The sequence below is a fragment of the Streptomyces sp. DT2A-34 genome (assembly GCF_030499515.1).
Taxonomy (GTDB): Bacteria; Actinomycetota; Actinomycetes; order Streptomycetales; family Streptomycetaceae; genus Streptomyces.
Map to the genome: position 1 here is coordinate 2,841,583 of NZ_JASTWJ010000001.1, position 13,737 is coordinate 2,855,319.

At 69.1% G+C, this 13,737-nt stretch carries 12 protein-coding genes and 1 pseudogene; 7 read left to right on the forward strand and 6 right to left on the reverse strand.

Translation table 11 applies throughout. From position 1 onward, the window contains the following. Positions 1–253: 253 nt before the first annotated feature. Positions 254–352 (reverse strand): EspF repeat-containing protein, encoded by a 99-nt coding sequence (locus tag QQM39_RS46155; protein WP_367669687.1) that lies wholly within the window; start codon positions 350–352, stop codon positions 254–256. Between QQM39_RS46155 and QQM39_RS12320 the strand changes: the two are divergent. The 3 genes and pseudogenes from QQM39_RS12320 to QQM39_RS12330 all read left to right on the forward strand — a co-directional run. Then, a pseudogene (locus QQM39_RS12320) lies at positions 306–416 on the forward strand (nucleotidyl transferase AbiEii/AbiGii toxin family protein); the annotation flags it as partial. The gene QQM39_RS46155 and the pseudogene QQM39_RS12320 sit on opposite strands and share 47 nt — an antisense overlap. 100 nt (positions 417–516) lie before the next feature. Next, complete coding sequence (locus tag QQM39_RS12325) at positions 517–903, forward strand: nucleotidyl transferase AbiEii/AbiGii toxin family protein (RefSeq protein ID WP_301996729.1); 387 nt, start codon at positions 517–519, stop codon at positions 901–903. Between the two features lie 304 nt (positions 904–1,207). After that, positions 1,208–1,990, forward strand: a complete 783-nt coding sequence (locus QQM39_RS12330) for an IS5 family transposase (RefSeq protein WP_301996730.1) — start codon at positions 1,208–1,210, stop codon at positions 1,988–1,990. Here the strand turns inward: QQM39_RS12330 and QQM39_RS12335 are convergent. Together QQM39_RS12335 and QQM39_RS12340 are read right to left on the reverse strand one after the other, a co-directional pair. Continuing rightward, a complete protein-coding gene (locus QQM39_RS12335) occupies positions 1,956–2,450 on the reverse strand; it encodes a hypothetical protein (protein ID WP_301996731.1) in 495 nt (164 codons plus the stop codon). The two genes, QQM39_RS12330 and QQM39_RS12335, sit on opposite strands and share 35 nt — an antisense overlap. Before the next feature lie 449 nt (positions 2,451–2,899). Further along, a complete protein-coding gene (locus QQM39_RS12340; RefSeq protein WP_301996732.1) occupies positions 2,900–3,133 on the reverse strand; it encodes a hypothetical protein in 234 nt (77 codons plus the stop codon). A 263-nt stretch (positions 3,134–3,396) separates the two neighbouring features. Between QQM39_RS12340 and QQM39_RS12345 the strand changes: the two genes are divergently transcribed. Continuing rightward, positions 3,397–4,692, forward strand: a complete 1,296-nt coding sequence (locus QQM39_RS12345) for a PAS domain-containing protein (protein WP_301996733.1) — start codon at positions 3,397–3,399, stop codon at positions 4,690–4,692. After that, the gene (locus QQM39_RS12350; RefSeq protein WP_301996734.1) at positions 4,689–6,308 is read left to right on the forward strand and encodes a SpoIIE family protein phosphatase; all 1,620 of its coding nucleotides are present in this window, start codon (positions 4,689–4,691) and stop codon (positions 6,306–6,308) included. Before QQM39_RS12345 ends, QQM39_RS12350 begins: the two co-directional genes overlap by 4 nt. Before the next feature lie 36 nt (positions 6,309–6,344). On the opposite strand, the gene QQM39_RS12355 is transcribed toward QQM39_RS12350, so the two are convergent. Genes QQM39_RS12355 through QQM39_RS12365 form a run of 3 tightly spaced genes read right to left on the reverse strand, consistent with a single transcriptional unit; the run spans position 6,345 to position 10,221 of the window. Next, positions 6,345–8,774, reverse strand: coding sequence for a xanthine dehydrogenase family protein molybdopterin-binding subunit (locus QQM39_RS12355; protein WP_301996735.1), 2,430 nt, complete (start codon positions 8,772–8,774; stop codon positions 6,345–6,347). Continuing rightward, entirely contained in the window at positions 8,774–9,340 is a 567-nt protein-coding gene (locus tag QQM39_RS12360) for a (2Fe-2S)-binding protein (protein ID WP_301996736.1), read from the reverse strand. The genes QQM39_RS12355 and QQM39_RS12360 overlap by 1 nt, the downstream gene beginning before the upstream one ends. Continuing rightward, on the reverse strand, positions 9,337–10,221 hold the full coding sequence (locus QQM39_RS12365) for a xanthine dehydrogenase family protein subunit M (RefSeq protein WP_301996737.1): 885 nt from the start codon (positions 10,219–10,221) through the stop codon (positions 9,337–9,339). Before QQM39_RS12365 ends, QQM39_RS12360 begins: the two co-directional genes overlap by 4 nt. A 721-nt stretch (positions 10,222–10,942) precedes the next feature. On the opposite strand from QQM39_RS12365, the gene QQM39_RS12370 reads away from it, so the two are divergent. Both QQM39_RS12370 and QQM39_RS12375 read left to right on the forward strand, forming a co-directional pair. After that, entirely contained in the window at positions 10,943–11,284 is a 342-nt protein-coding gene (locus tag QQM39_RS12370) for a hypothetical protein (RefSeq protein ID WP_301996738.1), read from the forward strand. 631 nt (positions 11,285–11,915) lie between these two features. After that, positions 11,916–13,652 carry a fatty acyl-AMP ligase gene (locus QQM39_RS12375; RefSeq protein WP_301996739.1) on the forward strand — a complete coding sequence of 579 codons (1,737 nt, stop codon included), beginning with the start codon at positions 11,916–11,918 and terminating at the stop codon, positions 13,650–13,652. The last annotated feature ends 85 nt before the right edge of the window (positions 13,653–13,737 follow it).

The following is a 13,737-nucleotide window of genomic DNA, read 5'->3' on the forward strand; positions in this document are numbered from 1 at the left end:
CCCGCTTACGCGGCGGAAAGTCCCTGGAAGCTCCCTGGGACAGGCGTGAAAGTCCCTGAAGAGTCCCTGGGAAATCCCATGGCATGGGCGTCTGACCTGCGGGTTCGTGGCGCATAGTCAACGACGGGAACCTCGCCCCAGAGGCGGTGCTCGCCTGATGGCACAACCCCGCGCGTGACACCACCGCCGGCCGCGTCTACAACGACCTGCGCAACCTGGCCCGCCGCAACGAGTACATCCTCGAACGGTTCCTCTACCGCTTGGCCGCATCCCCCCTCGGCCGGGAACACTTCGTCCTCAAGGGCGGCCTGCTCCTCGCCCAGTTCGGCGCGCGTCGGATGACCCGCGACATCGACATCCTCGGCTGCTCGTTCCCGGGCACCGAAACCGAGATCATCCACAGGATCGCGGCCATCGCCGCCACCGAGATCGACGACGGCGTCGTATTCGATCCCGCGACGCTCAAGACCGTTCCCCATCCGCGAGGAGGACGAGTACCACGGTCTGCGCCTGCCCATGGCCGCCTCCATCACCCGGGCCCGGCTCAAGTTCCAAGCGAATGTCACCTTCGGCGACCTCAACACCCGCGACCGCGACTACGGCGACCTCTACCGCCTGCTCACCCTCAACGACCTCGACGGCCAGGGACTCACCGCCGCGCTGACCGCCACCGCCGCACACCGCGGCATCACCTTGAACCCCCTCAGCTCCACCATCAGCGACCTCGGCGAGCGTCGCCAGAGCTCCTACACCGCCTGGCGCCGCCGACAGGGTCCCGCCGCACCCGGCTACCCCGAACGCTTCACCGACGTCGTCCGGCAGGTCACCGCATTCGCCGACACACTCCTCAACGGCGGCGCCGCCACCCGCACATGGAATGCGGCGACCCTCGCATGGTCGTGAACCAGACCTGCCTGGCCGACCGACCAGGCCTTAGAAGCTGTTGCTCTATCGATCTTGGTGAGCGTGAGTTCGAGGTCGTCGACTCGGTCGGGTGATCTTCTGGCTGGCTGAGCATGAAAGCGGGGCCTCCCGCACAGCTCGTGGGTGTCGAATCCAACCGAGCAGCAGGAGGCCCCTGGTGCTGCAGTCTTCCGTGCCGGCGTCGTTGTCGTCCAACCCGGCTTCCCTGACGTGTGATTGCCTCGCTCACCGGTTCGGGAACGCCAGTGATCAGCCGTACAGGCGGCCGAGATATCCGTCCGACATGAGCGACGCGGAGTGGGCGGTCGTGCGCGACGCGATGCCGGTCCCCGGCTGGTTGGAGGGCCGCGGCGGGCAACCGGAGGGCTACTGCCACCGGCAGATGGTCGACGCGGTGCGCTACCTGGTCGCGGGCGGCATCACCTGGCGGGCGATGCCCGCGGACTTCCCCGCGTGGGACCGCGTCTACGCCTTCTTCCGGCGCTGGCGGGACAAGGGCCTGGCCGCCGAGTTCCACGACCGGCTGCGCGACCGGGTACGCGAGGCTGCGGGCCAGGATCCGGAACCGACGGCGGGCGTCATCGACGCGCAGTCGGTGAGAGGAGCCGCATCGGTGCCGGCCGCGACCAGGGGCTTCGACGGCGGAAAGAAGGTCAACGGCCGCAAGCGGCACATCGTGGTGGACACCCTCGGGCTGTTGCTGGTCGTGATGGTGACCGCGGCTTCGGTCACCGACCGGGACGCGGGGCAGACGCTGCTGGCCAGGCTGCGCGATCGGCACTGGCGCGTCACGCGGGTGTGGGCCGACGGCGGCTATACCGGGCGCCTGGTCGACTTCGTCGGTGGTGTCCTGCGCATCGCGCTGACGGTGGTCAAACGCAGCGACGACACCAGCGGCTTCACCGTGTTGCCGAAGAGGTGGCTGGTGGAGCGCACGTTCGCCTGGCTGATGCACTCACGCCGTCTGGCCCGCGACTACGAGACGCGCACCGACACCTCGGAGGCGGTGATCCGGTGGTCGATGAGCATGGTCATGAGCCGTCGGCTCGTCCGACGGGCACGCTGAACAGCCCCGGCCGTTCCTCTGCCAGCCAGCCCCGCGCGGCCAGTCGCTTCGCCTTCGACCGCACCCCTTCCACCTTCGCCGGGACCGGCTCCAGCCCGACTGCCGCCGCGAGTTGCCGACAGTCCATCGCCTTTTCGCACGACGCACTCCCACCGGCCAGGACGTCCATGATCTGCTGATAGTCCGGCGCCAGAACCGTCGGGCCAAGCCCTGCCTGCCAGTGCGGCACCACCGAACCGGGCACCGCCGCCGTGACCTTCACCGGCCGCCCGCCGGCCATCACGACTGGCGGTACCTCCTCGCCTCCGCGGGGCTCCGCCAGAACCTCGCCCACCGTCTCACGGGCGATCACGAACCGCTCCCACACGGCCTCCGCCTCCCGCAGCTCGGTCTGAAGGGCCTCCACTCGCTGCCGAGCAGCGCGTTCGCGCTCCTCCAGCAACCCCATTACCGACGGCATCCCGGCACCTCCACCGAAGAGACGACACGACACCTCGTCCCTGCCGCCGAAACACCACCCCTATGCCTGACCAGCGGAAACGCACCCGTCACTCTCGGAAAGACAACAGCTTCTTAGGGGTTCGGAACCGCAGACCTGCGCATTACGAGGCCGCCAGAGGTCGTGCTGGGCTGTGCCATGCTGTCGTACCAGATCCCGTTTTCCCAGATCAGAGCCCATGCCGCGGGCCGGCTGTCCGCATCCCGTGTTGCACGGTCCGAAGGCGTCCGCGCTCCCCGTTCCTCGGCGAAGCAATGCGAGCACGTGGACAGCCCCTTGCCGACACCATGCCGTCACAGGTTGTCGAGACCGCACAGGCGAGGCGGCGCTCAGAACTCGCGAGCTCCTCGCCCCCTCACCTCGGTGAGCGCAGCGGCAGACGGTCGACGGCTTCGTGGGACCGGAGGCCCTCAGGCATCACAGCTGGCGGGCCGCCCTGGACTTGCGCTCCGGGCCGGGGGACGCCATTGCCGGGCTGCGGCTGGTGAGGATCCGGCGGCGCCGACGGTGTGCAGGATGCCGTGGCGGTCGAGGACCTCGCGTACTCGCGGCCAGTAGTCGGCCGAAGGCACGAGCACGCCCATGAGGAAGTCGGTCGGGTCCTGGCCGTCGTACAGCTCGGCGCGGTACGGCCACGGTGGCATCAGCGACGCGCCGCCACCCGGACCAGATCACCCTTCTCCGCCACACCCGATTGACCTCAAGCATCCCTCGGCCCGGCCCGAGGTGATGCACAGCTGCCACCGATTACGGGACAGAGCCAGCGATACAGTGTATGTAGGTCAATTGGGAGAATCTCCAATCTGCGACAGCAGTGCCCCACGGTGCCCGATGGTGGGGCATTCCACGGCGGGGCTTCACACGCGACCTTTCAGGAGATGCGGTGACGGCTGGGAACGCGAGGCCCATGAGCCGCATCGAGCAGCCGGAGGCGATGCGGCTACGGTTGCTGGCGGCCAGCGACCACGATCTGTCGATGGCCGAGGCACTGAACGTGGCCCTTCAGCAGGTGACCGCTGACCTGGGTGGCCTCGGCGGCTTGGTGCACTGGCGCGACCCCGGTTCTGATCGGTTGCGCTTGGTGGCGGCCAGCGGACTTGCGCCGGAACTCGCCGGGGCATGGGCGAATCTCCGTGCGGACGAGGACGTGCCCCCCGCACGCGCCTTGCGCAGCGGCGCCTTCGTCTGGGTGGCCGAGGACAGCCTGGGGATCGGGGCCTCCGGCACTGCGGCAGTGCCGCTGCTCGGTACCAGCGGGCGAGTCGGTGCGCTGTCCGTGCTCACGGCAGGGCCCGACGAGCCGGATCCCGCGCAGCGGTCCTTTCTCGGCTCCGTGGCGATGTGGGCGGCCGGACACCTGGAGAAACGTCACGCTACGCCGTCGGGTGTCGTCTCGGCGCCCGGGGAGCCGCCGACGATCGACTGGCCCGGTGGGGAGATACCCCGCGCGCTTGCGATCAGGCATTGGGAGTACGACGCCGCGGCCGGTTCCGTAACGCTCACCCAGCCGGTCATCGACATGTCCGGCGAGTCGCTGCAAGCGTTCGACGAGAGCGCGGACCTCTGCTGGCACCTTCCGGGCATTGAGGATCTGCCGACGTTCACGGCCGACATCCGTGAGGCGTACGACAGCGGGACGGCGCACGACACCGAATACCGAGTGCACCACAGCGACGGCACATTCGGGTGGGTGCGAGCGCGCGGCCACATGGTGCCGGGTGAGGACGGCACCTCTGCCCGTATGGTCGGCACGCTGTGGGGCCCGGCTCACGCACAAGCCACGGGGGATCCGGCCGTCGCCGCCCTTCGTGACATGGACGAAGGATTCCTGGCGGTGGACGAGGACTGGCGGATCACCTTCGTCAACGAGGAGGCCGAGCGTCTCCTCGGCCCCGGCCGGACGATGCTGGGCAGCGCTCTCTGGGATATTCCCGTAGGACGCGCACCCGGTCTCGAAGCCCAGTGCCGGCGGGCGTCCGCCGAGAGGAAGCCGATCGGTTTCGATCTCCACGGGCCGACCGATCAGCGCGTCCGCCGTGTCCGGCTGGTCCCCTTGCAGGGCGGCGGGCTGACGATCTACTTCGCCGGTGTCACCGACGAACGACCAGAGGGAGCCGAGCGATCGGTCGGCGAGCGAAGCGAGATGGGGGTCCCCCGGCCGGAGGCCGGAGGAGGGTCGCGGCTGGGCGAACCGCCCGGATGAGTGAACTGACGGCGGCGCTGGCCGAAGCCGTCACATCCAGCGACGTGGTAAAGGCCGTCGCGGAGCGTGTCCTGCCGCCCTTCGGCGCCGACGGGCTGGTGGTCAACGCGCTTGAGGGTGGCCGGCTGCACGTGGTCGGATCCGTCGGATACACAGAGGAATTCCTGCGCCAGATCAGCGGGATCTCGCTCACGAGCCACATGGCGATCGCCGAAACGCTCCGCACCCGCACTCCCGGATTCGTCGAGTCGCCTGCCGAATATGTTCAGCTCTATCCCCAGTTCGAGGGCTTTGTGGCCGCGTCGACCAAGAGCGCATGGGCGTTCCTGCCTCTCATCGCCTCCGGGCACGCGATCGGTTGCTGTGTCGTCTCCTTCTCTCGGCCGCGCTCCTTCAGCGAGGAGGAACGCACCCTGCTGATAGCCCTGAGCGGGCTGATCGCGCAGGCACTGGATCGGGCCCGGCTGTACGACGTGGAGCACACCCGCGCCCAGGAACTCCAGCGCGGTCTGCTCCCCAGGACACTGCCCTCCCTGTCGGCCGTCTGCGCCGCCGCTCGCTACATGCCCGCGGGGAAAGGCGAAGAGGTCGGCGGTGACTGGTACGACCTGATCCCGCTGTCCGGCGATCGGGTCGCCATCGTGATCGGCGACGTCATGGGGCACGGCATCGCCGAAGCCGCCGTCATGGGGCAGCTGCGCACGGCGGTCCGCGCCCTTGCCGACCTCGAACTGGATCCAAACGAGCTGCTCAGCCACCTCAACGAACTCGTCTCCGACCTCGGCGACGACAAGTACGCCACCTGCTCCTACGCCGTGTTCGACCCCGTCACCCGTATCTGCTCGCTCTCCTTGGCCGGTCATCTCCCACCTGTCATCGTCTATCCCGATGGGACGGTCCACTGCCCGGAGCTGGCCAGCGACCCGCCGCTGGGCGCCGCCGAACCTCCCTTCGAGACGCACGAGCTGCACCTGCCGGACGAGAGCCTTCTCGTGTTCTGCACGGACGGCCTCGTCGAATCCGCCACCCGGGACATCGACCAGGGATTGGCTCAGCTCAGGCAGACACTGGCGAGGGCCGTGGCCCGGCCCTCGTTCTTCCCGACCGGCACCCAGCACGGTGACACCAGGTGCCTCGATGACCTTTGCGACGTCATCGTCTCGGTTTTGCTGCCCGACCGTGAGCAGACCAACGACGACGCGGTCCTCCTCGTGGCCCACACCCGAGGCACACCTGCCGACAGCGTCGCCTCGTGCAGCCTTCCGGACGACCCGCGAGCAGCCGGCCAGGCCCGGGAATACGTCCGCAGCCAGCTGGCCGTCTGGGGTCTGGACGATCTCGCCATGACCACCGAGCTCCTGGTGAGCGAATTGGTCGGCAACGTGATCCGGCATGCCAGCGGCCCCATGCGCGTGCGCCTGCTGCGCAGCCGGTCGCTGATCTGCGAGGTCTATGACGGCAGCCTCACCAGCCCGCGCATCCGGCGCGCCGCATACACCGACGAAGGCGGCCGGGGCCTGCACCTGGTGGCCGCTCTCTCTCAGCGGTGGGGCACTCGCCATCTCGACGAGGGCAAATGCATCTGGACCGAGCAGGACCTTCCGCTCGCCCATTGATCTGTCGACCGGCGCCGGTGGCGGACATCAGCCCGCCTACGCCCGGACGGTGCCGGCCCGTATCGCTGCCACGATGTCCGAGGGCTTGACCGGTAGCTGCCGAACCCGCATCCCGTACTCCCGCAGGGCGTCGTCGATGGCCGCCGACACGGCCGCCGGGGCCACCATGCGGCCGCCCTCGCCGCCGCCCTTGATGCCGTACTCGGTGAACGGCGAAGGCGTCTCGACGTGCCCGATGCGGAACGGCGGGACCTCGCCCGCGGTGGGGATCAGGTAGTCCCTGAAGGTCGAGGACAAGAACTGCCCGTCCCCGTCGTAAGCCAGTTCCTCGTAGAGCGTGGTCCCGATGCCCTGCGTGGCGCCGCCGGTGACGTGGCCGCCCAGGCTCTTGGGGTTCACGATCGTCCCGGCGTCGTGCACGGCCACGTAGTCGAGGAAGGAGGGGATCCCGGTGTCGGGGTCGATTTCCAGGACCGCGATGTGGCAGGCATGGCCCATGATCGGGTAGAAGACGCCGAAGTCCGAGCCGTCCGGTGCCGGCAGCGTCGTGTACGGATGGTCGTAGGTGTAGGACTCCTCCAGTCCGCTTGTCATGCCCTCGGGCAGGCTGAGCGCGAAGAAGTAGGCGGTGCCCGCGAGCTCCGCGAGGGTCAGCCCGGTCTCCGGTGCGTCTCTGACCTGCACGCGGGCGTCGACGAGTTCGAGGTCCTCCGCGGCCACGTCGAGGGTGTGCGCGGCGATGTGGATGAGTTTCTTCCGCAGCTTGCGCGACGCGCCCCGGATCGCTCCGGCCACCATGACGGTGTAGCGGCTGCCGCCCGGGCCCGTGCTGGGCAGCGCGTGGGCGGAGTCGGCATACCGGACGTTGACGCTCTCCGGCGGGATCCCGAACTCCTCGGCGAGGACGGTGGCGCCCACCGTCTCGGGGCTGTTGCCCCACATCGACTGGCAGTGCAGCAAGAGTTGGAACTGCCCGGTGGGGTCGATCGTCACCGTCGCGCTCTCGGGGCTGGAGGTGACGGGCAGGACGGGCTTTTCCACCAGGGACCAGAACTCGGTGGAGCTGAAGACGCTGCGCTCCTGGGTGGTGGCCAGGCCGATGCCGATGCAGCGGCCCTCCTGAGCCCACAGCCGCTTCTGTTCGGCGCGCCACCTGTCCAGGTCGATCATCGACAGTGCCTTGTCCAGTACGGCTGGGTAGTCACCGCTGTCGTAGACGTTGCCGCCGGGGATCGTGTACGGGAACTGGTCGGGCTGGATGAAGTTGCGGCGGCGGATCTCCTCCGGAGCGAGCCCGAGCCGGGCCGCCCCGGAGTCGACCAGCCGTTCCAGCACCCAGTTGTGCACCTCCGAGCCGAAGCCGCGGTAGGCGCCCTGCTGGCACTTGTCGGTGAGCACGGCCCGCAGTCGGTACCTCACGTCCCGGAACCGGTAAGGGCCGACGACCTGGGAGAAGGCGTTGCCGTGGTGGCCGACGCCGAACTGCATGTAGGCGCCGTAGTCGTCGACGACGTCGATGTCGAGACCGACGATCGTGCCGTCAGCGCGAAAGCCCATGCGGGCTTCGTAGAAGCGGTCGCACCCGTGGTGGTCCGAGTTCACGATGTGGTCGATCCGGTCCTCGACGTACGACACCGGGCGACCCACCCGCAGCGCCAGGAAGCCGGCGAGGGTGGGTACCTTGTGCGCGGCGAGCTTGCTGCCGAAGCTGCCACCCGCCGGAACCGGCTTCATGGTCAGCTTGTTCGACGGAACCCTCAGCGCGCCCGCGATCAGGAAGGCGAAGTAGCTGAAGTTGAGCGAGTTGCAGTAGATCTCCAGTACGCCGTTGAAGCCGGGCTGGGCAACCGCGCCCGCGGTCTCCATCGGCATTCCGGCGGAGCGGCCCCAGTGCAGGGTGTCCTCGACGACGAGGTCGGCCCCGGCGAACGCGGCGTTCACATCGCCGAACTCGAAGGTCCGCTCGCAGCCGATGTTGCTGCCGTGCTCCTCGTGCAGCACGGCGGACTCGGGCTCCATGGCCGCCATGGGATCGGTGACCGGCGGGAGGTCCTCGTAGTCGACCTCCAGCAGGTCCACGCCGTCCTCGGCGAGGTATCTGCTCTCCGCGACGACGGCCGCCACGGCCTCGCCGACGTAGCGGACCTTGTCCACGGCCAGCGGATACTGCGCGATGGTGGCCGGGCCGAAGTTCATGCAGGGGTTCATCTTGGCCTTGCAGTCCTCGCCGGTGAGCACGGCGACGACTCCCGGCAGCTTCAGTGCCTCGGTGGCGTCGACGGACCTGATCCACGCGTGCGGTACGGGGCTGCGCAGGATCGCGGCGTGCAGCATGCCCGGCAGTTTGAGGTCGGCGATGTACCCGCCGCGGCCGACCAGCAGCCGAGGGTCCTCGACCCGCTTGCGGTCCTTGCCGATGTACCTGTAGCCGGGCTTCTGGGCGGTGTCCGTGTGCTCGGTGGTCATCAGGAACGACCTCCCCCGGCGCCGTCGGCCATCGCCTCGCCGCGGTCGGCCCCGACCGCACCGCCGCGGAGTTTGGCGCCGGCGGACTGGACCGCGTTGACGATGTTCTGGTAGCCGGTGCAGCGGCACAGGATCCCGGAGATCTCGTGACGCACCTCGGCATCGGTCATCGCATGACCGGTCTCGATGATCTCCTTGGTACGCAGCACCATCGCGGGCGTGCAGAAGCCGCACTGCAGCCCCTGCTCCTCGGCGAAGGACTCCTGGATGGGGTGCAGCTCCGTCGGGTCGACGGACAGGCTTTCGACGGTCTCGACCGCGTGCCCGTCCCCCTGGACGGCCAGCATCAGGCAGGAGCGCACGGAGTGGCCGTCGAAGAGGACGTTGCAGCATCCGCACTCGCCGTGCTCGCATCCGATATGCACGCTGACCAGGTCGAGTTCGTCGCGCAGGAAGTCGGCGAGCGTGGTGCGCGTCGACACCTCGCGGGTCACGCCCCGCCCGTTGACGCGCATGGTCACGGTCCGGCGGGCAGTGCCGTACTTGGCGGCGGTCGAGGTCGTCACTTCCCGTTGCTCCTCTCGTGGGCGCGCGCCACGGCCGCGGTGATCGCGCGCGACACCACGACGGAGGCGAGGTGCCGGCGGTAGGCGCGCGTGGCGTGCAGGTCGTCCCCCGAGGTCACCGAGGGAACGATCTCCTTTGCGGCCCTGGCGATGTTCTCCTCGGTCGGGGCCTCACCGATCAGCGCGCTCTCCACCGCGGAAGCGCGGACCGTCGTGTCGGAGATACCCAGGACGCCGACGGAGACGGAGGTGAAGCGGCCGTCCTCGTCGAGGTTCACCACCGCGGCGGCGCCGGCGAGCGCAAGGTCGCCCACGCGCCGGGACACCTCCACGAAGCCGTGGCCCGCGGTCCACGGCGTCACCGGGTAGCGGATGGCGACGAGGACCTCCTCTGGCTCCAGGGCCGTGGTCATCCGGCCCTGGAAGAAGTCCTGGGCCGCGATGGTGCGGGTGCCCGACGCCCCGTGCACGACCACCGTCGCGTCGAGCGCCACCGCCGTGCAGGGCAGTTCGGCAGCGGAGTCGGCGTGCGCCAGGCTGCCGCCCACCGTGCCGCGGTGGCGGTTCTCGATGTGGCCGATGTAGCCGGTGGCCTCCGGCAGCAGCGGGACCAGTTCGCCGACCAGCGGGTGGTCCTCCAACTCGTACTGCCGAACCCCGGCGCCCACCTCCAGGATGTCGGCCCGGCGCTCGATCTTCTGCAGGTCACCGATCTTGTTGATGTCGATCAGTGCCTCCGGCCTGGCAAGCCGCATGTTGAGCATGGGGAGAAGGCTCTGTCCTCCCGCGAGGACGAGGGAGTCGTTGCCGTACTCGCTCTTGAGCGCGACGGCCTCATCGACGGATTCGGGATCGCAGTACGTGAATGGAGGCGGCTTCATCGCCTGTCCTTGGTTGCGGCTCCTGGGAAGGAGCAGGTGACCGGGCTCGGAGCCGAAGTCGGCTGCGGACGGTTACCCCGAGATTGCGTCGCGCGATTCATCAGGTGATCGTGGGTGCTCCACAGGCTCCGAGGCGGTTCATACGTGCATGCCCATGGGCCCTCCGGCCCTGGGCGGGGTCCGAGCCATGCGCGGGTGCGTAGGGGCAGTCATCAAGGTTCACGACGATGGCCTCCTGTGTGCTGTGTACGACGCACATCCGCACCGGCCCGGTGTCACTGCCCTTCTCCTTCTAGTGCACCACACCTGGCGCAACGACGACGAAGTGTCCCGGAACGCTCGCGGGCCTGGTCCCAGCCGGTCGCCGACCCACCGACGGCCGACGCCGCCGAGCACGTACAGGGCCGTTTCGGGCTCGCCGTGATGGTGACACCTGTCTTCATACCCGCCGAGAGCACGACGGACAGTCCCTGGATCCCCGTCTTCTGCCTGCTCACAGCGCCAGAAGTCGAGTGTGGCCCTGGCGCGGGAACAGCGACGCGCGATGGCCGCCGTGGCTGCCGCTTTGGCCACAAAACCCCAGGTCACAGACCTTGGCCATCGATCCTGATTGCGCTCCCCTTGCGCTCCCCTCCGCTCATAGGCATCCCACGAGCTCACCAACTATCAGGAGCGCAAGACAAAAGACCAGGTCGACACGCACGGCCGCCCCCAGTACACCGTGCCGACGCTGCTCGCCCAAGGGCTGCGGTACCAGGCACAGGCGGCGCTGGGCCGACGCCCGGACATCCAGCGGATGGGCGACGGCCAGCGCGTCTACCGCCGCGCCTTCCAGCGGAGCGTCCGCGCGATGCTCCGTCACGTGCCCCGCCCGGTGGCGTGCGACGCCATCGTATTCAAGGCCGGCGCCGACGAGGCGGCAGTCGAACGGGTACGCGAACGGATCGGCGCCCTCTACGAGGGAACGGTCGACGTCCGCCAGGCACCTGGCACCCACTTCTCGATCCTCAACGATCCGCATGTGGGTGAAGTCGCCGAGCAACTCGGCGCCCGGCTGGCATGAGGGGCGCGTCCGGCGGGAACGCGATCAGACCCGGATCCCGCCGGACCAGTCCGGTCACCACCAAGTCCCCACACCACCCTGCGCTGAAGCGCTCCCCCAGCGCACCCCGCACCCGTCGCATGCCAGCGACTGAAGAATGAGCAGGTCAGCCCACCCTCGCTCACCGAATGGCCGGCCGCCGCCGAGGCCGAGGACATTCGCGTCGTCACCAGCTCCGTCACCCTCGTCGAAGCCCGCGACCCCAAGACCGGTCCCCGCCGTCGCCGGCAGATCAAGCTATCCGGCAGCCTGCTCACGGCGACCGCGGGCCAGTGCAGCGTGATGGCGCACAACCGGGACAGCGCCGGCATCAACCTCGTGCCGGCCGTGGTCGTCACCGCACTGACAGGCGCCCACAAAGCCCAGGTCACAGCCACCGCCCCGACTGTTTTGCGAAGGCTGTGATCCACAACTGGCCATCAGTGCACTGCCTTTGCGCCAGGTTACTGCGCAACTTCCCTAGGAAAAAAGGCAAGTTGTTGACTAGTCAAGGGGAGCGCTGCGGATACTGCTGGTGTCAACGCACACTCGACGTACTCCTGTGGTCTCCGTTGCCGCAGGGGTGCGTCTGCATGACAGGTGGAGCATGCACATGGCTCATTCCCTCGTCGATTCACTGTCCGCCCACGCCTCACGTCATCCCGACCGGACCGCCTACCGCTACCTGGTCACCGGCGACAGTGACGGGGAGATCCAGGACATCTCGTACGCGCGTCTGGCGGGCCGGGCACAGGCCATCGCCGCCTGGTTACAGGAGCACGGCCTCGCCGGCTCCCGCGTGATACTCCTCTATCCCCCGGGCATCGAGTTCATCGCGGGGTATCTGGGCTGTCTCGCGGCCGGGGTCGTCGCCGTACCGGGCGTGCCTCCGCAGGGGCGGTCGCAGAACCACCGGGCCCTCACCCGTATGAAGCGCCTGATCTCCGACGCCGACGCCAAGGTGATCCTCAGCGGCCGTGGCGTGTCCGAGGCCCTCGCGACCATGGCCGAGCACCTGCCCGAACTGGCCGAGATCACCCGCGTCGTCACCGACGACATCCCCGACGACCTGGCCGCGTCCTGGCGCGAGCCCGACCTCGGCGCCGACTCGGTCGCGTTCCTCCAGTACACATCCGGCTCCACCTCGGCCCCGCGCGGTGTGATGGTGACGCATGGCAACCTCGTGGACAACGAGCGTGTCCTCACGGAGCGGATGGGCCACACGCCGGAGGCGCTCGCGGAGCACGACAACGAACTGTTCGTCAGCTGGCTGCCCGTCTACCACGACATGGGTCTCATCCTCCCCGTCCTGAACACCCTGTACCTCGGTGCGACGAGCACGCTCTTCTCACCACTGCACTTCCTGCAGAAACCCGAGCGCTGGCTGACCGCCATCACGAAGTACCGCCCGCACACCAGCGGCGGTCCGAACTTCGCCTTCGAACTGTGCCTGAAGCACGCCACGCCCGAATTCCTCGACCGGCTCGACCTGAGCCGGTGGAAGGTCGCCTTCAACGGTGCCGAACCGGTGCGGGCCGCGACCCTGCGCCGGTTCGCCGAGACCTTCGGCGGGGCGGCCGGTTTCCGGCGCGAGGCCCTCTACCCCTGCTACGGGCTGGCCGAGGCCACCCTGATGGTCACCGGCCACACCGTCGGCACGCCGCCGAACCTGCTCGCGGCCGACGAGAACGGCCCGCACGCGGGCGCGGCGGACGCGGCGGCCGTCAGCTCCGGGCGGCCGGGGCCCGGCATGAACGTGGTGATCGCCGACCCCGAGCGGCACAAGGCACTCCCTGAGGGCGAGGTCGGCGAGATCTGGGTCGCGAGTGACAGCGTCGCCAAGGGCTACTGGCGCAACGCCGTCGCTACCCGCGAGGTCTTCCGGGCCGTCCTGGAGGACGGCTCCACCCGCTTCCTGCGGACCGGTGACCTCGGTTTCCTGCGCGATGGTGAGCTGTTCGTCACGGGGCGGCTGAAGGACCTGATGGTGATCGACGGCCGCAACCACTACCCCCAGGACCTGGAACTGTCGGCGGAGTTGTCCCACCCGGCCCTGCGGCCCGGCTGCATCGCCGCGTTCCCCGTGGAGGTGGGGGAGCACGGGACGGGAGGCGAACAGCCCGTCATCGTCGCCGAGGTGGCCCCGGAGTCGGCGGACGAGTCCGGCAGCATCACCCGCGAGATCCGCAACGCCATCGGCGAGGCCCACGGGCTGTCGGTGCGCGACGTCGTCCTGGTCCGCCCCGGCACCATCCCCAAGACCTCCAGCGGGAAGATCCAGCGCCGCGCCTCCCGCGAGGCGTACCTCGGCGGCACCCTCTCCGTGGTCGGCGAGCTCGCAGCGAGATGACGTTCCCGGTCCCGGTCCCGCCGTTCGCACCGACCGGGGTCCGGTGACCCTTACCCGCCATGCCGGCCCACTGGTGGGACCATGC

Bases quoted from the DNA above. Each gene is read 5' to 3' on its own strand.
- QQM39_RS46155 (WP_367669687.1), bottom strand. From the start codon at position 352: ATGTCGCGGGTCATCCGACGCGCGCCGAACTGGGCGAGGAGCAGGCCG.
- QQM39_RS12325 (WP_301996729.1), top strand. From the start codon at position 517: ATGGCCGCCTCCATCACCCGGGCCCGGCTCAAGTTCCAAGCGAATGTC.
- QQM39_RS12330 (WP_301996730.1), top strand. From the start codon at position 1,208: ATGAGCGACGCGGAGTGGGCGGTCGTGCGCGACGCGATGCCGGTCCCC.
- QQM39_RS12335 (WP_301996731.1), bottom strand. From the start codon at position 2,450: ATGCCGTCGGTAATGGGGTTGCTGGAGGAGCGCGAACGCGCTGCTCGG.
- QQM39_RS12340 (WP_301996732.1), bottom strand. From the start codon at position 3,133: ATGCCACCGTGGCCGTACCGCGCCGAGCTGTACGACGGCCAGGACCCG.
- QQM39_RS12345 (WP_301996733.1), top strand. From the start codon at position 3,397: ATGAGCCGCATCGAGCAGCCGGAGGCGATGCGGCTACGGTTGCTGGCG.
- QQM39_RS12350 (WP_301996734.1), top strand. From the start codon at position 4,689: ATGAGTGAACTGACGGCGGCGCTGGCCGAAGCCGTCACATCCAGCGAC.
- QQM39_RS12355 (WP_301996735.1), bottom strand. From the start codon at position 8,774: ATGACCACCGAGCACACGGACACCGCCCAGAAGCCCGGCTACAGGTAC.
- QQM39_RS12365 (WP_301996737.1), bottom strand. From the start codon at position 10,221: ATGAAGCCGCCTCCATTCACGTACTGCGATCCCGAATCCGTCGATGAG.
- QQM39_RS12375 (WP_301996739.1), top strand. From the start codon at position 11,916: ATGGCTCATTCCCTCGTCGATTCACTGTCCGCCCACGCCTCACGTCAT.